At 38.3% G+C, this 21,452-nt stretch carries 17 protein-coding genes; 8 read left to right on the forward strand and 9 right to left on the reverse strand.

Going from position 1 to position 21,452, the window contains the following annotated elements:
* The first annotated feature begins 48 nt into the window (after positions 1-48).
* The 5 genes from JM81_RS08075 to JM81_RS08090 all read left to right on the forward strand — a co-directional run bounded on the left by JM81_RS08075 (position 49) and on the right by JM81_RS08090 (position 9,319).
* A complete protein-coding gene (locus tag JM81_RS08075; RefSeq protein WP_144802102.1) occupies positions 49-1,488 on the forward strand; it encodes an SLC13 family permease in 1,440 nt (479 codons plus the stop codon).
* Between the two features lie 185 nt (positions 1,489-1,673).
* Positions 1,674-4,163 (forward strand): zinc-dependent metalloprotease, encoded by a 2,490-nt coding sequence (locus JM81_RS08080; RefSeq protein WP_144802104.1) that lies wholly within the window; start codon positions 1,674-1,676, stop codon positions 4,161-4,163.
* Positions 4,164-4,343: 180 nt separating this feature from the next.
* Positions 4,344-4,520 carry a hypothetical protein gene (locus JM81_RS18405; RefSeq protein WP_179213221.1) on the forward strand — a complete coding sequence of 59 codons (177 nt, stop codon included), beginning with the start codon at positions 4,344-4,346 and terminating at the stop codon, positions 4,518-4,520.
* A 161-nt stretch (positions 4,521-4,681) separates the two neighbouring features.
* Positions 4,682-5,134: a hypothetical protein gene (locus tag JM81_RS08085; RefSeq protein WP_144802107.1), complete on the forward strand. Its 453-nt coding sequence runs from the start codon at positions 4,682-4,684 to the stop codon at positions 5,132-5,134.
* Positions 5,135-5,371: 237 nt separating this feature from the next.
* Complete coding sequence (locus tag JM81_RS08090; protein WP_144802110.1) at positions 5,372-9,319, forward strand: DUF2194 domain-containing protein; 3,948 nt, start codon at positions 5,372-5,374, stop codon at positions 9,317-9,319.
* 76 nt (positions 9,320-9,395) lie between these two features.
* On the opposite strand, the gene hemL is transcribed toward JM81_RS08090, so the two are convergent.
* Genes hemL through JM81_RS08110 form a run of 4 tightly spaced genes read right to left on the reverse strand, consistent with a single transcriptional unit; the run spans position 9,396 to position 12,763 of the window.
* A complete protein-coding gene (gene hemL / locus JM81_RS08095; protein ID WP_144802114.1) occupies positions 9,396-10,676 on the reverse strand; it encodes a glutamate-1-semialdehyde 2,1-aminomutase in 1,281 nt (426 codons plus the stop codon).
* A gap of 5 nt (positions 10,677-10,681) precedes the next feature.
* A complete protein-coding gene (locus tag JM81_RS08100) occupies positions 10,682-11,503 on the reverse strand; it encodes a glucosaminidase domain-containing protein (protein WP_261374998.1) in 822 nt (273 codons plus the stop codon).
* A gap of 14 nt (positions 11,504-11,517) precedes the next feature.
* Positions 11,518-12,423 (reverse strand): 1-aminocyclopropane-1-carboxylate deaminase/D-cysteine desulfhydrase, encoded by a 906-nt coding sequence (locus tag JM81_RS08105; protein WP_144802120.1) that lies wholly within the window; start codon positions 12,421-12,423, stop codon positions 11,518-11,520.
* Between the two features lie 10 nt (positions 12,424-12,433).
* Complete coding sequence (locus JM81_RS08110) at positions 12,434-12,763, reverse strand: hypothetical protein (RefSeq protein ID WP_089262696.1); 330 nt, start codon at positions 12,761-12,763, stop codon at positions 12,434-12,436.
* 192 nt (positions 12,764-12,955) lie between these two features.
* Between JM81_RS08110 and JM81_RS18410 the strand changes: the two genes are divergently transcribed.
* Positions 12,956-13,114: a DUF5522 domain-containing protein gene (locus tag JM81_RS18410; RefSeq protein WP_179213220.1), complete on the forward strand. Its 159-nt coding sequence runs from the start codon at positions 12,956-12,958 to the stop codon at positions 13,112-13,114.
* A gap of 77 nt (positions 13,115-13,191) precedes the next feature.
* Positions 13,192-13,761, forward strand: a complete 570-nt coding sequence (locus tag JM81_RS08115; protein WP_089262694.1) for a DUF4136 domain-containing protein — start codon at positions 13,192-13,194, stop codon at positions 13,759-13,761.
* A 67-nt stretch (positions 13,762-13,828) separates the two neighbouring features.
* Here the strand turns inward: JM81_RS08115 and JM81_RS08120 are convergent, their stop codons facing one another.
* Entirely contained in the window at positions 13,829-14,296 is a 468-nt protein-coding gene (locus JM81_RS08120; protein WP_089262738.1) for an Lrp/AsnC family transcriptional regulator, read from the reverse strand.
* A gap of 220 nt (positions 14,297-14,516) precedes the next feature.
* Between JM81_RS08120 and JM81_RS08125 the strand changes: the two genes are divergently transcribed.
* Entirely contained in the window at positions 14,517-16,283 is a 1,767-nt protein-coding gene (locus tag JM81_RS08125) for an aromatic amino acid hydroxylase (RefSeq protein WP_144802123.1), read from the forward strand.
* On the opposite strand, the gene JM81_RS08130 is transcribed toward JM81_RS08125, so the two are convergent.
* From JM81_RS08130 to alaS, 4 genes are all read right to left on the reverse strand, one after another.
* On the reverse strand, positions 16,273-16,887 hold the full coding sequence (locus JM81_RS08130; RefSeq protein ID WP_089262689.1) for a DUF4230 domain-containing protein: 615 nt from the start codon (positions 16,885-16,887) through the stop codon (positions 16,273-16,275). The two genes, JM81_RS08125 and JM81_RS08130, sit on opposite strands and share 11 nt — an antisense overlap.
* Complete coding sequence (locus tag JM81_RS08135; RefSeq protein WP_144802126.1) at positions 16,884-17,843, reverse strand: GSCFA domain-containing protein; 960 nt, start codon at positions 17,841-17,843, stop codon at positions 16,884-16,886. Before JM81_RS08135 ends, JM81_RS08130 begins: the two co-directional genes overlap by 4 nt.
* Positions 17,840-18,691 carry a tetratricopeptide repeat protein gene (locus JM81_RS08140; RefSeq protein WP_261374999.1) on the reverse strand — a complete coding sequence of 284 codons (852 nt, stop codon included), beginning with the start codon at positions 18,689-18,691 and terminating at the stop codon, positions 17,840-17,842. Before JM81_RS08140 ends, JM81_RS08135 begins: the two co-directional genes overlap by 4 nt.
* Positions 18,692-18,786: 95 nt before the next feature.
* On the reverse strand, positions 18,787-21,423 hold the full coding sequence (gene alaS / locus JM81_RS08145; protein ID WP_144802129.1) for an alanine--tRNA ligase: 2,637 nt from the start codon (positions 21,421-21,423) through the stop codon (positions 18,787-18,789).
* Positions 21,424-21,452 lie beyond the last annotated feature (29 nt).

The raw sequence follows: 21,452 nt of genomic DNA on the forward strand, positions 1-21,452 counted from the left end.
AAGGAAAAATAAAAAATAGTAGCTTAGAAGCTGGCAAAACCAACCAGCATGAACCTAAGTAGTAAAATAGGATTGATTACAGGTCCTATTGTATTTTGTATTTTAATTGCCCTGCCCAGTGTTATTATATCTGAAAATGCTGATGCTGTTATAGCGGTTGCATTGTGGATGGTAATATGGTGGGTAACCGAAGCGGTTTCCATATCAGTAACCGCATTGTTGCCCCTGTTGCTTTTTCCTATTTTAAAAATAATGCCCATTGCAGATGTAGGAGCAAATTACGGCAGCCCTATTGTCTTTCTTTTTTTTGGCGGCTTTGTTATGGCTCTGGCCTTGGAGAAAGTCAACTTACATAAACGTATTGCCCTGAATATTATTAGACTTACAGGTACTACCGCCAATAAGGTCGTATTGGGCTTTATGATCGCTACGGCGGTATTGAGCATGTGGATCAGTAATACGGCCAGTACCGTTGTTATGTTACCTATAGCCATGTCCGTGATCAATCTGTTAATAGAGGATGAGGACGGATTTACAAAAAGGGACAGAAATTTTGCCTTGAGCGTAATGTTGGGTATTGCCTTTGCGGCCAATGCCGGTGGTATTGCAACGGTCATAGGTACGCCCCCAAATTCCGTACTCATTGGCCTATTGGAAAATGAATATCAAATTGAAATATCTTTTTTAAAGTGGATGATCATAGGGCTACCTTTTTCCCTCATCATGATTTCCATATGTTATTTGGTTTTAACCAAATTGTTCTTTCCCACACAAAATTTAAGGTTCAAGGCATCCAACACCATTATTCATCAAGAGCTTAACAAATTGGGACCTACTTCAAGGAAAGAAAAAATGGTACTTATCATTTTTGCGGTTACCGTATTTCTATGGGTCTTTAGAACACTCATAAATACGCTATTTCCTTCTTTGGGACTTACGGATACCCTTATCAGTATGTTTGCCGCTATAGCCTTATTTACTTTGCCCTATAATTTAAAGAAAGGAGATTTTATCCTTCAATGGCAGGATACCCAAAAACTTGCTTGGGGTATCCTTATTTTATTTGGTGGCGGACTCTCCCTTGCCAATGGCATGTCCGTATCTGGTATTGTGGATTTGGTTGCAGAGCTTATAGGACAGAGTAACCTTAGCATTCTATTTACCGCTACTCTATTAATTATCTTAATGCTCTTTATGACAGAATTAATGAGCAACGTTGCCCTTGTAGCCGTTTTGGCACCGGTCGTCGCAGGTATTGCCTTAGGTTTGGGATTACCGATCGTACATCTACTTATACCTATTACCATAGCCAGTAGTTGTGCATTTATGCTTCCTATGGCCACACCGCCCAATGCAATCGTTTTTGCCAGTGGTTATATTAAGGTTCATGAAATGGCACGTGCCGGTATTGTATTAAACCTCATTGCCGTTCTATTGCTTATTGGAATGTTCCATTTTATCCTTCCCATTATTTTCACTAATCCATAATATAAAATAAAGCCCTTGCGGTTTGCAAAGGCTTTATAATTGACTAATTCAGAATGAAAAAATGATTATTCCTACTTAATAGACGCCTTCTTCCGGACATTGTTACAAATAGGCTTAAGAAATTATTAACTATTTGTTACAGATATTATTTCAATCTTTGAAAATTACCTAACTAACTCAAGAAAATGAAAAGAAAACTACTTCTAAAGTTACTCGTTCTAGTATGTGTTTTTGGTTATCAGAATACCGAAGCACAAATTTTTAAGAAAAAGAAAAAAGATACCGAGCAGGAAGCCGGTAAACCCTCTAAAGACAAGATCCAGCCCTATAGCAAGGTTATTACCAAAGACGCTATTAGCGATACGGGACTATTTACCACCCATATGGTAGATGAAAATCACTTTTTTGAAATACCGGATTCGCTTTTCAATAAAGAAATGTTGATGGTAAGCCGTATTTCCAAAACCGCATCGGGAATAGGGTTTGGTGGTGGAAAAATCAATACTCAGGTACTTCGCTGGGAAAAGAAAGATAAAAAAGTATTGCTTCGTGTGGTTTCACATGACGTAGTGGCGGCAGATTCCCTACCTGTACATGAAGCGGTTGTCAATTCTAATTTTGAGCCTGTACTTTTTTCCTTTGATATAAAGGCCGTAAAAAAAGATTCGCTCTCGCCCAGTACGGTCATTGAGGTAAATGATATTTTTACCAAGGATACCAAAGCTTTTGGAATGCCAGAACAGTACCGAAAGAGATATAAGGTTTCGCGTTTAGATGAAGGCAGGGGATACATAGAGTCTATAAAGAGCTATCCTTTAAATGTAGAAGTACGCCATGTAAAAACGTATTTGGCCAGTAACCCACCAAGTAATTCTACCTTAGGTTCAATTTCGGTAGAAATCAATAACTCTATGGTACTATTACCTGAGGAACCTATGAAACGTAGATACTTTGATGAGCGTGTAGGTTGGTTTGCACGTGGTCAAGTAGATTATGGCCTAGATGCCCAAGAAAGTAAAACCATTAAATTTCTAGACCGTTGGCGTTTGGAGGTCAGGGATGAGGACATTGAAAAATATAACAATGGCGAACTCGTTGAACCAAAAAAACAGATTGTTTATTATGTTGATAGGGCAACCCCTAAAAAATGGGTTCCTTATATAAAACAAGGAATTGAAGATTGGCAAGTAGCCTTTGAAGCGGCCGGTTTTAAAAATGCCATTATTGCCAAGGAACCCCCAACGGTAGAGGAAGACCCGGAATGGTCTCCAGAAGATGTAAGGTATTCCGTTGTTCGGTACCTTGCATCGCCCATACCCAATGCAAACGGACCGCATGTTAGCGATCCACGTAGCGGTGAAATTCTTGAATCGGACATCAACTGGTACCATAATGTCATGACTTTGTTGAGAAATTGGTATTTTGTACAAACTGCGGCCATAAACCCAGCTGCCAGGGGTGTATCTTTTGATGATGAAATTATGGGTAGGCTCATACGGTTTGTTTCGTCACACGAAGTTGGCCATACATTGGGGCTGCCACATAATATGGGTAGCAGTGTTGCCTATCCTGTAGACTCGTTACGATCAAAAACCTTTACCCAAAAATACGGTACGGCACCTTCCATTATGGATTATGCACGATTTAACTATATAGCCCAACCAGGAGATGAAGGGGTTGCATTAATGCCAAATATTGGCATATATGACAAATATGCCATACAATGGGGTTACAAGCCTATTTTGAATACATCTGCTGAAGAGGAAAAACCCATTTTGGATAAATGGATATTGGCACATGCCGGTGATCCGTTATACCGTTTTGGCCATCAGCAGGTTGGCGATATTGTAGATCCAAGCTCACAGACCGAAGATTTAGGTGACGATGCCATGAAAGCAAGTGCATATGGTATTGCCAACTTAAAACGTATTGTACCCAAATTAATAGAATGGACGGCAGAAGACGGCAAAAACTATGAAGACCTAGATAAACTATACGGACAGGTCTTTGCCCAATTCAATAGATATATGGGACATGTATCCAACAATATTGGCGGGGTATACGAAAACCATAAGACCTATGATCAAGAGGGTGCGGTTTATACAGCGGTTCCCAAAGATCATCAACAAAGGGCTATGGCATTCCTGAACGAAGAGTTATTTTCTACCCCCACGTGGATGTTGGACGAGGAAATTCTTAAACGTACGGAATACTCCGGATTTTTAGAGCAAATGCGTAGCATGCAGGTACGCACCTTGAACAATGTACTGAGCCTAGGCAAAATGGCAAGACTTATAGAAAATGAAACGTTAGACCAAAAGAATGCCTATTCACTTGCGCAAATGATGGGTGAACTTAGAACCGGCATCTGGTCCGAAACCAAAAACGGGAAAGCTGTGGATACTTATAGAAGAAACCTTCAAAAAGCCCATATAGACCGTTTAGCATATCTATTGACCGCAGAAAACCAAACTAAGGCGTCTGATTACGGTGGCTACAGAAAATCGACAGTTGTCAACACTAGCCAATCTGATATTCGCACCATGGCGCGGGCAGAATTGAACATTTTAAGACGTGAAATCAGGAATGCAAGAAATAGGACATCCAATTTAATGACAACATATCATTACAACGATGTTTTTGAGCGTATTAACGACATTTTGGACCCAAAATAATTGTTGCTGATTTTAGCCGATTTTAGTGGCCTATCGATGAAAAACCAATAAGATCGATGAACGTTTAAGGTTGACCACATTCTAAATACATTACACATCAAAAAAAGCCCATTTCACAACAATGGGCTTTTTCATGTTATTTAGTTCTATAGTTTAGACTTGAATTTAAACCCCCAAATCATGAATAATAAATTAAAAAGTCTAGTTTACTTAAGCTGTTTTATTTTTGCCTCTGTAGTGTATCATCAAACTACAAATACAGAAGCAAAAGAAGAATTGGCCTCTAACACAATTGAGCAAGAAGTAGACATTGTCATTAACCCTTACGAGGAGCACGACAGAGTTCAAACGAATTAAGACATTTACAGTTCTAACCTACTTAAAAGCACGATCCAAGGGTCGTGCTTTTGCATTTAACAATTTTTGGCACGCCGTTAATTAATTGCCAAAATGAGTAATACTTTTAAACCAATGCTACAAAATGCTGTCAAAGAAACAAATGCAAAAAAAATAAAAAGATGAAAAAATTAGTATTGGCCATTTTAGTAATGGCAGGATTATCGGCAACGGCACAGGATCATGACATGAAGTCTAAAAGAGGAACCATGAAAGATCTGAGCCCAGAACAAGTAGCTACGTTACAAACTAAGAAAATGACGTTGGCATTGGATTTGAACGAAACTCAGCAATCCAAATTAAAATCCATTTTTATTGAGGAGGCCAAAATGCGCAAGTCAAGAATGGAGGATTTTAAAGCACAGAAAGAAGATGGTAAAAAATTAACAGCAGAAGAACGGTATAAGCGCCAGAATGAACGGTTAGACCATCAAATAGAACGTAAAAATGCAATTAAATCCATTCTTGATGTGGAACAATACGCAAAATGGGAAAAGATGGACCATCATAAAAAGCGCAAGTTTAACGATAAAAGAAAAGACCACAAAAAAGAAAGACGCATGTCTAGAGAATAATATTATAAAAAAAGTTCATAACAAAGGCCCGCTGATTGCGGGCCTTTGTTATTTATAAATACCTGTAAACTAATATTTTACATATTAAAAACAACCTTAAAAACCTTCTTTTTAGATTGTTTAATAGAGGAAATTTTACATTTATCGAATAAATTGCACTTTGCAAACGTTCTTTAGGTACTTAGTTGGTTCCAAATCTGGTTAATCGATCATTTTTTTACAACCAAAATTTGGAATATGAAATTAACACCTATGATTGTCAGTAAAATAAGATATTGTATACTATTTATAATTATCTGTTTGTTAGCCAGTTGTCAACAAGAACTATACAAGTCTAACAATAAATATAATATTCCTGAAAAAAGTACGGAAGAGCCGCTCGTTCAATTTTTGATCGAACCTACCAACTATAGTGCCATTTACGAAACGGAAAATTTGGCCAAGGCTTACGATTATTCCAAAATTTCCCATAAAACATTATGGATCAATCAATTCAACGAAAAACTTAAGATTGAGCCAACTACAAGGGTGGTAACACTTCATGAAACTGCCGGCCTAAGCAATACTGCAGTGGACAGTTTGTTGAAATTTGTTTCAAAAGGGGGTACGTTGTTCATCACTAAGGCCACCAAGGATGAACGCATGTCCTTTTTCTATGGTATGACACCAGATGCGGACTGGAGCACCAATATAGAAGCTTCTGGGCTATTCTTTAAAAAACCTCTTTTTCCGGGAATGCAAGGCAAAAGTTTTGATAACAAAACCATGCACCTTGGTTTTGAGGGTTCTAATTTTTCCAGTACGGTAAATGTACTTGTTGCCTCCCATACCCATCATGACTACCCAGTACTTCTTGAAAATAGAATAGGTAACGGTAAAGTGGTATTCTATAATTCATCTGAAATTTTAAAGAAAGAAATGAGGGGTCTCTTATTTGCCGCTACATTATTAGGCTTAGAAGGTATTCCCTACCCTATTGCAAATATAGGAACCATGTTCCTAGATGATTTTCCTTCATCTGTTTATGATTCAAGTGGTGCGCCCATAGCATTAAAAAATGGAGAACAAAAATCAGAGTTTTTAAAATCGGACTGGTGGCCCAAGATGAAAGAATTGGCCATAGAGGAAGATTTAAAATATGCAGCTTTTGTGACGTTCAACGCAGACAAAAGCAATAAGGACAATATCAATTTTAAAAGCTGGGACAAATCTACCCTCTTAGATGGCAAAAATGATGAAATTGCCAATGCCTGGATCAATGATGAATTCATAAAAGCCGGTCATGAAGTTGGTTTAAGGGGCTATAATGATTTGCCCTTATTACAGAATTTATGGAAAGACACGGATTTAATGGAAGACGTTACCAAAGCCTCTGATAAAAAGTGGAAGGAAAGCGTTTCTAAAAATAGTCCGATCTCATATGTAGCACCAAACAATCAAATTGATAGTTTAGGATTGGCTGCCCTTAAAAAAGGGTTTCCCAGCATAAATTATATGCACACCTCTTTCTTGGGCGATTTGGATAAAGGGGGCAATAGGGAATTTGATCCAGACCCCTTAAATGCCCGGTTTTTTGATTACCCACGGTTAAGCAGCGGCTATACAATATCCGACAAGGAAAAATGGGCATTGGAATCTACATATCTCTATACTGGTATATGGTCCCATGCCTTGAATACCTCGCACATTACTGACAGAACAAGTGCCGAGAAAGCAATAGATGAATTAAAAGTCCATATCGTGGATTATAAGAGCAGGCACCCGTTCATACGATTTTTACCCGCAAAAAAGTCCACCGAGACAGTAATGGATTGGAGGTACCAAACCGTTAGACACTTGAATTTTGAAGGCCAGTATGAAGTAACGAGCTCCATAAACGGGGATGCCAAAAAAGAATCCTATTGGTTAATGTATGTCGATGCGGTCAACAAGGACAGATTAAACAAAAAGCTATACGATGAACAAATAAAATTTCAATCAGTTCCTTTATTGAATGGTTTCATCTACAATATAAAGACCAATTCACCTAGTATAAGTGTGCCGGATATAAGGCCAGAAATAAGAACCTTGATTGGAACAACGTCTTCTTTGATTACCAAGATGAACAAGGAATACAAAGCCTTTAACGAAAGTAAGAGTACCATGGTACCATTAAAGGAAAAAATAGACCGGGCCATTGTAGAAGAGAAAAACGAAAAGGCTTCGGAACTTATGGAAGAATTGTTCCAAGACAACAATTTCATCAATACGCAACAGGTCATTGCCTACGCCAAAACAATGAAGACACAAGGTAAGACCAAAGAACTTTGGGAGCAATTAAATACCATGTACCTGAAGAACCCATCTGCGTCCTATGCCGATTTTTCAAGGGATATCAGCACTATTAGCGACTACCCATCACCTGAGCTAAAAAAGCTATGGATGGAACGCCAAATGGAGTGGGGAAGCCAAGATGTGGAATTTTTAAAAGACTACTATACAAATTTTAATACGGACGATAACACCGTTATCATAGAACAGGTGCTGGAAGTTGTCTACGAGCAAGAACCCAGTCAAGAAAACCGCAATAATTACTATGACTTTCTAATACGTACTAGCAATACACAACTTTTGTCCAAATTGGATGAAATAGCACCTTGTTCCATAAATGACCAAGCTTTCGCCACTAAAATGGCCAAAGCATATGCCGATCTGCTCAATTTTGACAAAGCATTGCAATGGCAAAAATGTGGCATTGAACTCGATCAGGACATAATTGCGGAGTGGTCCCAAAATTCAAAATCCATTGAAGGTAAAAGAGCAACAGATTTCCCATATTTTATTCAGTTCATGATGGTCAATGACCGGGATAGGGCCATTGAAGAAATGCAGTTTGTTGAATTTTGTAGGGAAGATCTAAAAGACTTGTCCAATAATATTGCACAGCTCTTTTCAGAATATGCACAATATGAAAAAGCATTGCAATGGAGCTCATGTGCCACTAATATTCCCATTACCAATTTGATGGACTGGCATATGGAAACCGGTAAAATGGACCAGTTGCAGACCATATATAAAGATTACATTAAGGACAATCCCAAGGATTATGACACCATGAACTACATGGCAAAATTACTTTTATTAAAAGGGGATATAGAAGCTGCCGGTGAAGTTGCCATGACCATACCCCCCTCTAAACTGGATTCTGATTTTAAGATTGGTTTCAATAATGAGGTCAAAGAGGATACAGACCAAGAACAGACCTTATACATTAGTAAGTTTAAAATTTTAATGGACGATGCCATCGTTAGAAAATCTGCCATAGAGACCAGAAAGAAAAAAGGTCATTCTATTGGGATAACCTCTTCTGCCATTACAGACAAATTTGATCCTACCCTGTTCAACAATAATTTCTATTTTGGATTCTATAACAAGAAATTCGATTTTCATCGTTTTTCAATAGAACAAGGTACTTCTTACGCTGTGTTAAAAGATACTATAGTTGTCAATGACAAGGGTAGGGATTTATTGGGTGTTGGCTACCTCTACAGGACAGAATCCAACTTAAAAAACCCGTTCTATATTGGCGCAAAGGTTGAAATGGACAATTTTAACAATGTCTTTTATCACTTAAATTCCGGCATTGATTTTATTGGAAAAGCGGCAAAAACTACTTTACAAATAAACGCACACCCAGTTACAAATGCTCCTGGTTATGCACTCAATATTTATGACCTGTCCGTAATGGCCAAACAACAATTTAATTACTCGTCCAGCTTAAAACATTCGTTTATGCTCGATGCCACCTATTATACGGATAGTCAATATTACACCATAGGTAGTACCCGATTGGAATATCATCTGTTGAACGTAGATACATTTAAATTGGGACCTGTACTGGAAGGAGCTTACGCTATAGGTTCTGAGGAACAAAGAAACGGTTTCCCCTATTGGTTGACCAAAGAACGACTTTTTGGTGGTGGCGGACTTCTTTTACAGATCGGGGATGAGGATTCTGATTTTAATCTAAGTAGTGATTTCTCCCTTTTTGCGGAACAGGACGAACCTACTTTTCAACGTTATCAAGGTGAGTTATCTTACCGTATTAAGGACTTTACCAAAATCAACCTTAACTATACATATTATACCATTGATGAATTCTTTTCCAATGCGTTTCAGTTAGGTATACAATATAATTTTAAATAACAGAACGAATTTAAATTAAAAAGCCCTCTTTTAGAGGGCTTTTTAATTTATTATACCACATATTTTAAGCTGATCTTTATAGGACAATTTCCTTTAAGGCATTAATGGTTTCATCCAAATCCGCATAACTTAAGGCATCATTTAAAAAATAACTTTCAAAGGCACTTGGCGGCAAATAAATACCCTTGTTCAACATACCATGGAAATATTTTTTGAACGTTTCATTGTTGCCTTTGGCAGATGATGAAAAATCTACCACGGGCTCATCAGTAAAGTGTACTGAAATCATACTGCCAAACCTATTAATCTGGTGATCTACACCTTTATTCGTCAGTACTTCCGCAATACCCTTATGCAAGTATGCCGCTTTTTCTTCCAAACTTTTAAAAACCTCAGGATTATCGTTAAGTGCAGTTAGCATTGCCAAACCAGCGCTCATTGCCAATGGGTTCCCACTTAATGTTCCTGCCTGATATACCGGCCCGTCTGGGGCTAAATAATCCATAATTTCCGCCTTGGCAGCAAAAGCCCCCACAGGTAAACCTCCGCCAATAACCTTACCATAGGTTACAATATCAGCCTTAATGTCCAAAACTTCCTGTGCGCCTCCCTTAGCAAGACGAAAACCGGTCATTACTTCATCAAATATCAATAAAATACCTTCTTGGGTACAGATATTCCTTAAACCTTGTATAAATTTTTCCGTAGGTACAATGCAACCCATATTACCCGCAATAGGTTCTATGATAATTGCGGCAATTTCATCTTTGTTGGCCGCTACCAAAGTCGCTACACTATCAAGGTCATTATACGTTGCCAACAAGGTATCCTTTGCTGTTCCCTGGGTAACTCCGGGACTATTAGGACTACCAAAAGTTACGGCACCACTACCGGCTTGAATCAAGAACGAATCTGAATGACCGTGATAACACCCTGCAAATTTGATGATCTTATCCTTTCCCGTGTAACCCCTTGCCAACCGTACCGCACTCATACAGGCTTCTGTACCGCTGTTCACAAACCTAATTTTATCAATATTCGGAACCATGGATATAGCCAATTGCGCCAATTGTGTCTCTATTTCCGTTGGCATTCCAAAAGAAGTACCTTTTTTTGCCTTATCGATTACCGCGTTAATGACCGGTTCATAGGCGTGACCCAAAATTAAAGGTCCCCAAGATGCTATATAATCAATTAACCTATTACCGTCCTCATCATACAAATAGGCTCCTTTGGCCTCTTTAACGAATATTGGGTTACCACCTACTGCCTTAAAGGCCCTCACCGGTGAATTTACCCCACCGGGTATATAGTTCTTTGCCTCTGCGAACAAGGCACTACTTCTTTGATAGATCATAAAACTTAATTGATATTATTGACTTTCACTTTTATACGCTGACCAATGGATAGATTAGAACTTTGCAAATTATTTAATTGCATTAGTTCACTTACCGTCATATAATATTTTTTTGACAATGAATACAAGGTATCCCCTTTTTCAACGGTATGCACCTTATCGTTCTGGGTAGCCACAATGGTCTGTTTGTCATATCCGGCCTTCTTTACCTGTATGTCATATTTGTGAAGCTGGTACTTTTCTATGAGGTAGATAAGTTTTTGCGGATATCTAGGGTCAGTGGCATACCCTGCTTTTCGTAGTCCTTTGGCCCATCCCTTATAATCCGTATGTCTTAAGTTGAATAAAAATGCATATCTGGAACGTGTAGTTAAAAATATACTATGATCTCTAAACGAATACATGGGATGATTATATTTTCTAAAACATTCTCCCTTTTCGTCGTCGTCATGAAAATCATAGTCTCCCTCCCATCCTTTATGACATTTTATGCCAAAATGATTGTTGGTCTTCATGGCAAGCTCTCCTTTTCCGCTTCCACTTTCCAGTATACCTTGTGCCAATGTTATACTAGCCGGTATTCCATAACCCATCATTTCCAACTGAGCCGTTTCTGCAAAAGTTTCTATATACTCTCCTACGGACTCTATTCTAAATGGAATGAACTTAGATGGTTCACTGGGTAAATCTACATTACCTGGCCTGGTCTCTTTCTTGACCGTCGTGGATTTTTTACGTTCGCTAAGTACATTTTTGGTACGCAACTGATCGGAGTACGTTTTTTTTGATTTACAGGAAGCCAAACACGCTCCAATTATCAAAAACATTATAATTTTCTTATTCATATATTCAACAAAGGTAAATTTTTCTTCTTCAGCACACTATTCATGCCAGTAATTCCTTGAAGGCCACCAGTATGTATGGCAAGTATCTTTGTACCCGCTGCAAAAGTATTGTGCTTGATCATATTGAACAACCCAAATAGCATTTTTCCCGTATAGATCGGATCTAAAGGAATACCGGTATGTTCCTTGAATTCATTTATAAAATCTACCAATTCCTTGGTCATTTTTGCATAGCCCCCAAAATGATAATCGGTCATAACATTCCAATTTTGCCCCTGAACCATACCCTGAATTTCTTTTTTTAAAAAATCTCCTTTTAAAGCAGAAAACCCTAATACCTGTTGATGGTCTCCAGCAGAATTTATAATGCCTGCAACGGTACCCCCCGTACCAGCACTACAGCAGATTACATCAAAACCCATATCTTCCTGGGTCAGAATTTCGGTACATCCTTTTACGGCCAGATAATTGGTGCCACCCTCGGGTACCAAATAAAACCCCTTATATTCTTGGGATAGTTGTGATAAAAATTCCAAATCATCCTTTAAACGATAAGCTTGCCTGCTTACAAATTTAAATTCCATGCCTTGCTCATGGGCCAGACGTAAGGTATTGTTGCCTTGCCAGGAATTTTGTAATTCCTCCCCACGTATAACACCTATTGATTTAAAACCTTTCTCGTTAGCCGCATAGGCCGTGGCCGCTATATGGTTGGAATAAGCCCCTCCAAAAGTCAACAACGTACTCTTGTTTTGTTTACCTGCCTCCAACAGGTTGTACTTTAACTTTCTATACTTGTTTCCAGAAATGTACGGGTGCAACAAATCTTCCCGTTTTAAAACAAGGGTTACCTGTTTTTTGTCAAGCAGTGGTAAATGTACAAGTTGGTTGATACTTTGCAATGGCCGTATTTTAACGACAAAGATATTTAATAAAGCTAAAGGTTTTTCTTCTGGACAAATAGGTCAAATCTTGTTCGTGAGCATAAGCCTCGCGCTCAAAACTTATATTTTGATAGGCTTTATAGGAATCCATATAACATATCGTTCGTATCAACCATTCCGTGATATACCATATATAGAAGGGTAGAATAAATAATTCCCGTTGTTGCTTTAGATGTATTTTTTCATGATTGATCAAAACAATATCTTCTTTTAGACTTCCATTCTTAAGAAATATAAAAGGCCATAAGGACAAGCCTACATAATTCTTATAGAAGAAATGTTTAAAAACCAATATCATACTTATCTTTTGGTTGTTGTTATACAAAGATAAGGCCAAAATAATTTGTAAGAAAACTACTAGGATTTAGTGCAAACAAAACCGTTTAAACACCAAAAACATAAAAACCTACCTGTATTATCAATACGTTAAAGCAGATGTCAAATTCTTTTTAATGAAGTACCTTTATTCCATTGAGATGAAATAGTATAGATGAAAAAAATTATACCTATTGAAGAAGGTGATTTTTATTGGGCCGAGGGCGGATTTAGGGTATTTACCGAGCAATATCATTTAAAACGTGGTTATTGTTGTGAAAGCGGCTGCAAACATTGCCCTTATGGTTATGATGCAAAAACCAATAGTCAATAAAATATTAACATAGCTCGGCATGATATTTGTGATTAGTTAAAACAGTGAAAATAAGTACTTAAAAAACATATAACGTTATGAAAAACATCAAATTACTCGGTTTACCTCTGCTCCTTTTGGTTTTTATTACTTCCTGTTCATCAGTTAGCGTTCTTTCTGATTATGACCAAAAAGCAGATTTTAATGGTTATAAAACCTATGCTTTCTACAAAACAGGAATTGATCAGGCCCAAATTTCAGATTTGGATAAAAAACGTATCCTCCGTGCTATTGAAACAGAAATGAGTTCTAGGGGTTTCGTAAAATCCGAAAACCCAGATTTGTTGGTAAGTATCTTTACCAAAGAGCAGGAAAGGGTTGATGTTTACAATAACAACTATGGCTGGGGCGGAGCTTGGGGCTGGGGTTATAACCCTTGGGCCTGGGGACCTGGCTTTGGATGGGGTGGTTCTAATGTAAGTACAAGAACACAAGGTTCTCTTTACATAGATCTAATCGATAATAATACCAATGAACTGGTATGGCAAGGAAAAGGTGTGGGCACACTATCAAATACAGGAAATATTGCCAAAAAAGAAGAACGGATCAAAGAATTTGTTTCTCAAATTTTAGAGCAGTATCCTCCAAATGCCGTAGCCATGAAATAAATTGACAGAAAAGAATAACAAGGGTTTGTTGATATATATCTCAAGCCCTTTTTTTATTTAAATATTATTACAACAACGGAAAATCCGTACTATTTTTCACCTCATTAAGTACAAATGCACTCTTTACCCCCCCTATACTAGGTAATGAAGCAATCTTAAACTTGGCAAAATCGTAATAGGCATCTAAGTTTTCAACCACAACCTTAAGTAGAAAATCAAACTCTCCACCCACTACAAAACATTCTACCACTTCCGGATATTTCTTTACCTGTTCAAAAAAATCATCCATCATTGCTCCTTTTTGCGCCTCTAAGGAAACAAAGCTAAATACAGTGATGCTTTTTGCTATTTTATCCTTGTTTAAAATAGCTACATAATTCTTTATAAAACCTTCCTGCTCTAACCGCTTTATACGTTCATATACCGGTGTTTTTGTCAATCCTAATTGTTCTGCGATAGATTTGGCGACCGTTTTGGCATCCTTTTGCAATATGCCTAAAATAGCCCTGTCGATGGCATCTAATTTTTCGTTCATAAAAATTCCTGTTTTCAGCAAGTCAAATATACCTAAAAAGATATTATTCCTTACTTTATACATATTTTAGGTAATTTTTCCCATTAATATTATAAATACCGTCTAATAAGACTTAATTATGTATATTTAATAGACCTTGAACAGCAACATGGCTCAAAATATATCGGAGCTTCAGCAAAAGGTTGGCAAGATGATGAAGTTGAACATTTAAACCTTAACAATGAACAATACCACAGGTTATGAAAGCAATGCTATTTTAGATAAGCTTCCCCAACATTTACTACAGTATATAAAACCTCAGAATTATGAGGAGTACACCCCAGTAAATCAAGCAGTATGGCGGTATGTAATGCGTAAAAATGTGGCGTACCTAAGCAAGGTTGCCCATGAATCTTATGTAGAGGGATTAAAAAAAACCGGTATTTCCATAGAAAACATACCCAACATGTACGGCATGAACCGAATTTTAAAGGATTTAGGCTGGGCGGCAGTGGCGGTAGACGGTTTTATTCCACCAGCAGCTTTTATGGAATTCCAGGCCTACAATGTTTTGGTGATCGCTTCGGATATTCGTCAATTGGAAAACATTGCCTATACCCCGGCCCCGGACATTATCCACGAAGGTGCCGGTCATGCCCCCATTATTGCTAATCCTGAATATGCCGCTTATTTGAGAAGGTTTGGCGAAATAGGTTCCAAGGCGATATCCAGCGCAAAGGATTTTGAACTATACGAGGCTGTGCGCCACCTTTCCATTATAAAGGAAGCCAATGGCACCCCAATCTCAGAAATAGAAAGTGCCGAAAAACATATAGCGCATTTACAAGACAATATGGGTGAACCAAGTGAAATGGCACTGATTAGAAACCTGCATTGGTGGACTGTTGAATACGGACTCATTGGTACTTTGGAACAACCTAAAATCTATGGAGCCGGCTTACTGTCGTCTATTGGTGAAAGCGAATGGTGTATGACGGACCAAGTAAAAAAGCTGCCCTATTCCATTGAAGCGGCAAGAACTTCATTTGACATTACCAAACCGCAACCACAGCTATTTGTAACCCCAGATTTTGCTTTTTTAAGTCAGGTACTGGAAGACTTTGCCAATACCATGGCATTAAGGACAGGCGGTCTATCCGGATTACAGAAACTGATCAACTCCAAGGAATTAGGAACTATTGAACTAAGTACAGGCCTTCAAGTTTCTGGTAATTTTGAATCCTTGATCGCTCATGATGGCAAACCTATTTACTTCCAGACCAAAGGCAAATCTGCTTTGGCCTACAGGGAAAAGGAATTGGTAGGGCAAGACGTAAATCAACATGAAACGGGATTTGGTTCTCCAATAGGCAGATTAAAAGGAATCAATATACCTATTGAGGAAATGAGTCCAAGGGACTTAAAAGCCTACAAAATTTACGAAGGGGAAATTGTCTCCTTGGATTTTACGGGAGGCATAAATGTTACCGGAAAAATTATTACGGGTACCAGGAACCTGCAAGGCAGAATCATCTTAATTACATTTGAAAATTGTAAGGTTACGTATAAGGATAAGGTACTTTTTCAATCTAACCAAGAATTGTATAATATGGCCATAGGAGAAGAGATTGTCTCTGCCTTTCATGGTCCGGCAGATTTAAAAAGCTTTGACCTACTAGACCACACACTCAGCAAAACAAAACAAACCGATTTGAACAACTCCCTAAGCGAACTTGAACTATATTACCAGACCATAAGGGATTTTAGAAACGGAAAGAACACTATTGTTTCAAGAAACAAAGTCTTTCAAGAGGTTCAGGAAAAATTTCCGACAGATTGGCTCCTACCCATAGAAATTTATGAATTGGCCATTAAAAGCGATGATAAACAATTGGCACAGAAAATTAAGGTCCATCTGGAACATTTAAAGTTAGAGCAACCCAAATTAGGACAACTTATTGACGATGGCTTGGCATTAGCAAGCAATACCATGGTAGCTACGGTTTAAACTCCTTAACTTCCTCCATGGTTTCAATGGTGTTTTCCCTATATGCTAAACGCCACCCCATGGAATTGGTTAGAATATAAAACTTTTGGAGTTCACTGATCAGCCTATTTTCGGCATTGCTTCTCAATGAAGACGCCTCTATCTTTTTCATTAAAGAGGCACTTACGGTTTTCTTTATTTTATTATAATCCGCAGCATCAAACTGATTTAGGTAATCTGCGGTTACATCATAATATTCAAAATCTGGATTCAACTTAATTTCGGCATCGGGTATGCTATTGATCCGTACTGTTTTGGCGGTTTCATCCACCTCAAAATCTATCAAACTTAAATCATATGCTACGGTCACATCTGCATTGACCACTACCAAAGCTTTTTTCTCAGCCCTTAACAACGGCCCAAAAAGCTCTTTAGAATCTTTGTAATTGTATACTTCCGCAAAATGCCCTTCTGTAACGATCAGTTTGGAAACATTGGATATCTCCTGCTGAATAAGCATTGAATTCTCCTCTAGAATTGATTTGTCTTCCTTACCCTCATTACATGAACGAATAACAAAAACCAAGGTCAATGCAACCAAAACGCCGGCTATAAATCTTTTCATGTCTTTGTACTATTAAAATCCATAAACGGATACTTCTGTCTTATATACGCAATTTTACCCTGTAACGATGTTAAAAAATTTTGATGCGCCTCCCCTTCCGGATGAAAGGGTTTATGCCCTAAGCCCCGTTGTATGTCATCTACCTTTTTCATGTCTCCTAAAATACCGTCAGCTATCCAGCTTTCTTGAAAACGTTCCCAGATATAATCAATGGCAATATCGTTGGGATGAATCATATCCTTAGTATAAAACCGATAATCCCGTAATTCATCCATCATAATCTCATAACTTGGAAAATAAGAGATTTTATCTTTTTGCAATAACTGATGAACGGCACTTATTAAGTGTGATTTACTTTGTTGGTTTTCCACAACCCCATCCTTTAAATGACGTACAGGAGACACCGTGAAAATTACCTGAACGCTTGGTTGTACATCATGCACCATTTGTATTATACGACCTATACTTTCTTGCAGTTGCTCAACTTTAAGCAATTCTTTTTGAAACTTGGTTTGCGGAACTTTATGGCAATTTGCCACCACCCTTTCACTATCCTTATGACGATAGACCCAAGCCGTACCTAGGGTAACACAAATATGGGTAGCGCTACGCATGTAATTACGTAATTGTGACAATCCCGCATTTAAACGGTTCAGCAGTTGCTCCTTAGACCCTGAACTTAATGACGAATGTGCATCATAGCAATGCCAATTGCCATTATGGAAGAACACATCTTGCTCTTCATATTTGTTGTCCAATAGAGCCCTTGCCATCAAATTTTCTATGGCAATAGCATGAAAAAGAATACCAAATGGATTTTGTAGGGTCCGAAACTTAAAATAACTGCATTTACCACCTATGTTTTCAGCAAAACATGAGCCCAATAAAAGCATACGACTGGTGTAGTCTATTGTATTCCGTTGCTTGCTTAAAGATATTTTGGTAAAAAAATTCATTTTGGGCGAACACTTTCATTCAACTTATGAAATACCTGATAGGGGTAAATTTCATAGATTACGTAATCCTCGTTAATGGTATTGTTGGCATTTTCAAATGCTTTACGCTCCCATTCCACACCTTCCGGATCTCCTAATTTGGTTAAACTTCTACCTTTAAAATAAAGTGCATCCGCAAAATTACCATAACCTTTTAAAGCCATATCAAAAGATGAAATAGCTTCTTGGTAACTGCCCAGTTCAAAATTGGCAATACCAAGATAGTACCAATCCAAATAATGACAGGCTTCATGAGGAGCATCTTTTGAAAAGTCGGCGTATTGTTGCTCCTTGCTCAATTCCAAAAATTCCTTTGCCTTGTTAAATTCATTAAGCTGCAGATAGCTTAATCCTATGTAAAAATTATAGGTGTGGTCCATAACATAGCCATCACCAAACTCATTTTTAAATCTAACGAAATCTGTAATGGATTCTAAATATTCCTTGGAAAATATACATTTCATGAACCCACTATAGTCCAGCCAACGTTTTGCATCATATTCCACTGCTTTTTCCAAAAATGGTTTCCCCAATGAATATTTTCTGGATTTATATAGCGGCATGGCCTTTTGCTGCCATAACCAAGCATTATCCGGTTGTATATGCAAGGCGCTATCCAAAAAGACCTGATGCTCCTTGGAATGCAAAGGAGCTTTGAATGCCAGTTCCACAAACTTCCTTATCTGCATGGAATCTTTCCTTGTCAACGCCACCTTATTGTCCTCACCAGATAACTTACGAACCTGATCTGGCTTTTTTTCATTGGTACAAGCCGTAATCAAAATAAAAGCGAACAAGAATTTTTTCATAATTTATGTATTATCAATTGTTAAAAATTCGTACTCGCCCAAATACCCAATTCAATAAGGGAATTGGCCCAACCAAAATTTAAATAGTAGTTCTTTTAGGCAATATAGTCCTTTGCCTTTAAAAGGGCATTGTCTATACCTTCTGGATTTTTACCACCTGCTGTAGCAAAGAACGGCTGACCACCTCCTCCTCCTTGAATAAACTTACCAAGTTCACGCACTATAGTGCCTGCATTCAAATTTTTGGCAGCAACCAATTCCTTGGATATATAGCAGGACAATAAGGCTTTTCCGTTCTGCTCGGTACCGAACAATAAAAATAAATTGTCTTTCTGATTACCCATTTCAAAACTAAGGTCCTTTATTCCGGCAGCATCCAAATCTACTTTCGTGGCCAAGAACTGAATTCCGTTGACCTCATTTAATTGGGACAGTAATGTACCTTTCAAATTCTTCGCTTTATCCTTTAACAATTCCGCTACCTGCTTTTTGAGCACGCTGTTTTCCTCTTGCAAACTGGAAACCGATTTTACCGGGTCTTGTGTGTTCCCCAAAATACCCTTTATCTGAGACAATAATTTATCATTGTCCAAATGAAAATCCTTAACGGCATCTCCGGTTATGGCCTCAATTCTTCTTATCCCAGCCGCTACGGCCCCTTCTGACCTGATTTTAAACTGCCAAATATCCGCAGTGTTCCTTACATGGGTTCCCCCACACAATTCTATGGATTGTCCAAACCTAATGGTCCTTACCGCATCGCCATACTTTTCCCCAAATAGGGCAATGGCACCATTTTCAATTGCTGTTTTCATTGGCACATTACGTTCTTCCTGCAGTTGTAATTGGCCATCTATACGGGCGTTTACAAAATTTTCCACATCCTGTAATTCCTGCTGGGTCAATTTTGCAAAGTGGGAAAAATCGAACCGCAAGTATTTGGAATGAACAGATGACCCCTTTTGCTCCACATGACTGCCCAACACCTCTCGCAAGGCCTGATGCAACAAATGTGTGGCCGTATGGTTGGCCTCAGTTCTATTACGTTGTTTTTTATCGACCACAGCCTTAAAAGTCTCCCCTAAATGTTTAGGCAAGTTCTTTGCAAAATGGATGATCTCGTTATTTTCTTTTTTGGTATCGGTAATATAGATTACATCACCATGGGCATCTTCCAAATACCCTTTATCGCCAACTTGCCCACCACCTTCTGCATAAAATGGCGTAAGATTGAACACCAATTGATATTGGGTACCCTCTTTCTTTGAAACGATTTTACGGTATTTTGTAATCTTCACCTCAACATCGAGCATATCATACCCTACAAATTCCTGCTCGTTATCCTCTTGCAGTACTTCCCAATCTTGTTTTGACACTGCCGATGCCGATTTGGAACGATTTTTTTGCTGCTGCATGGCCTCATTGAAACCGGCCTCATCCAATTGATAACCTTTTTCACTTAAGATCAACGCCGTAAGGTCTATTGGAAAACCAAACGTATCATACAATTCAAACGCCTTGCCCCCATCTATAGTTTTATCCTTTGCATTTTTGATGATGGTATCTAACAACAATAATCCTTGATCCAAGGTTTTCAAGAAAGAATTTTCCTCTTCCCTGATTACGTTTTCAATTAATTGTTTCTGCTCCTTTAATTCCGGATAGGCATCTCCCAACGAATTGGTCAAGACATTTACCAAACGGAACATAAACGGCTCTTTAGTATTCAAAAACGTAAAACCATAACGTACCGCCCTTCTCAATATCCTACGAATTACATAACCAGCACCTGTATTACTGGGCAATTGACCATCTGCTATAGAAAATGCTACGGCGCGTATGTGGTCACTAATAACACGAATGGCAATATCCACTTCTTCCTTTTTACCATAATCGGTATTGGTGATGGTCTCTATTTCACGGATCAACGGTGTAAAAATATCGGTATCATAATTAGACTGAACACCTTGCAGCACCATGCACAAACGCTCAAAACCCATTCCGGTATCTACATGTTTTGCCGGTAAACTTTCCAAAGAACCGTCTGCTTTACGATTATACTGCATAAATACCAAGTTCCAAATCTCAACGACCTGCGGATGGTCTTGGTTGACCAAGCTAGCTCCCGGCACTTTTGCCTTTTCTTCCTTTGAACGAATATCTACATGAATTTCAGAACATGGACCGCATGGACCTTGGTCGCCCATTTCCCAGAAATTATCCTTTTTATTTCCCTTGATTATTCTATCTGCAGGTACAATTTTTCTCCATAGGTCATATGCCTCATTGTCCATGGCCAACTTATCTGCATCAGTACTACCCTCAAATACGGAAACATAAAGACTGTCCTTGTCAATTTTATACACCTTGGTCAACAATTCCCAAGCCCAATTAATGGCCTCTTCCTTAAAATACCCGCCTGACCCGCCGGCAGGATCGCCAAAACTCCAATTCCCCAACATTTCAAACATGGTGTGGTGGTACGTATCCTTACCTACCTCTTCCAAATCATTATGTTTACCACTTACCCTTAAACACTTTTGTGTATCTACCACTCTGGGACTTTTACTCTGGCTTATTCCCAGAAAATATTCCTTAAACTGGTTCATGCCCGCATTGGTAAACAAAAGGGTGGGGTCATCCTTAATGACCATTGGTGCAGATGGCACGATCTTATGTGCCTTTTCCTTAAAAAAATTCAGAAATTGAGTTCTTGTATCCTTGGAATTCATCTAAAATGCTAAGCTTTTACAAATTTTAA

The sequence above is a fragment of the Maribacter sp. MAR_2009_72 genome, assembly GCF_007827235.1.
GTDB classification, from domain to species: Bacteria; Bacteroidota; Bacteroidia; order Flavobacteriales; family Flavobacteriaceae; genus Maribacter; species Maribacter sedimenticola.

Coding starts and splice junctions, on each gene's coding strand:
- JM81_RS08075 (WP_144802102.1), top strand. CDS start 49: ATGAACCTAAGTAGTAAAATAGGATTGATTACAGGTCCTATTGTATTT.
- JM81_RS08080 (WP_144802104.1), top strand. CDS start 1,674: ATGAAAAGAAAACTACTTCTAAAGTTACTCGTTCTAGTATGTGTTTTT.
- JM81_RS18405 (WP_179213221.1), top strand. CDS start 4,344: ATGAATAATAAATTAAAAAGTCTAGTTTACTTAAGCTGTTTTATTTTT.
- JM81_RS08085 (WP_144802107.1), top strand. CDS start 4,682: ATGAAAAAATTAGTATTGGCCATTTTAGTAATGGCAGGATTATCGGCA.
- JM81_RS08090 (WP_144802110.1), top strand. CDS start 5,372: ATGAAATTAACACCTATGATTGTCAGTAAAATAAGATATTGTATACTA.
- hemL (WP_144802114.1), bottom strand. CDS start 10,676: ATGATCTATCAAAGAAGTAGTGCCTTGTTCGCAGAGGCAAAGAACTAT.
- JM81_RS08100 (WP_261374998.1), bottom strand. CDS start 11,503: ATGTTTTTGATAATTGGAGCGTGTTTGGCTTCCTGTAAATCAAAAAAA.
- JM81_RS08110 (WP_089262696.1), bottom strand. CDS start 12,763: ATGATATTGGTTTTTAAACATTTCTTCTATAAGAATTATGTAGGCTTG.
- JM81_RS18410 (WP_179213220.1), top strand. CDS start 12,956: ATGAAAAAAATTATACCTATTGAAGAAGGTGATTTTTATTGGGCCGAG.
- JM81_RS08115 (WP_089262694.1), top strand. CDS start 13,192: ATGAAAAACATCAAATTACTCGGTTTACCTCTGCTCCTTTTGGTTTTT.
- JM81_RS08120 (WP_089262738.1), bottom strand. CDS start 14,296: ATGAACGAAAAATTAGATGCCATCGACAGGGCTATTTTAGGCATATTG.
- JM81_RS08125 (WP_144802123.1), top strand. CDS start 14,517: ATGAACAATACCACAGGTTATGAAAGCAATGCTATTTTAGATAAGCTT.
- JM81_RS08130 (WP_089262689.1), bottom strand. CDS start 16,887: ATGAAAAGATTTATAGCCGGCGTTTTGGTTGCATTGACCTTGGTTTTT.
- JM81_RS08135 (WP_144802126.1), bottom strand. CDS start 17,843: ATGAATTTTTTTACCAAAATATCTTTAAGCAAGCAACGGAATACAATA.
- JM81_RS08140 (WP_261374999.1), bottom strand. CDS start 18,691: ATGAAAAAATTCTTGTTCGCTTTTATTTTGATTACGGCTTGTACCAAT.
- alaS (WP_144802129.1), bottom strand. CDS start 21,423: ATGAATTCCAAGGATACAAGAACTCAATTTCTGAATTTTTTTAAGGAA.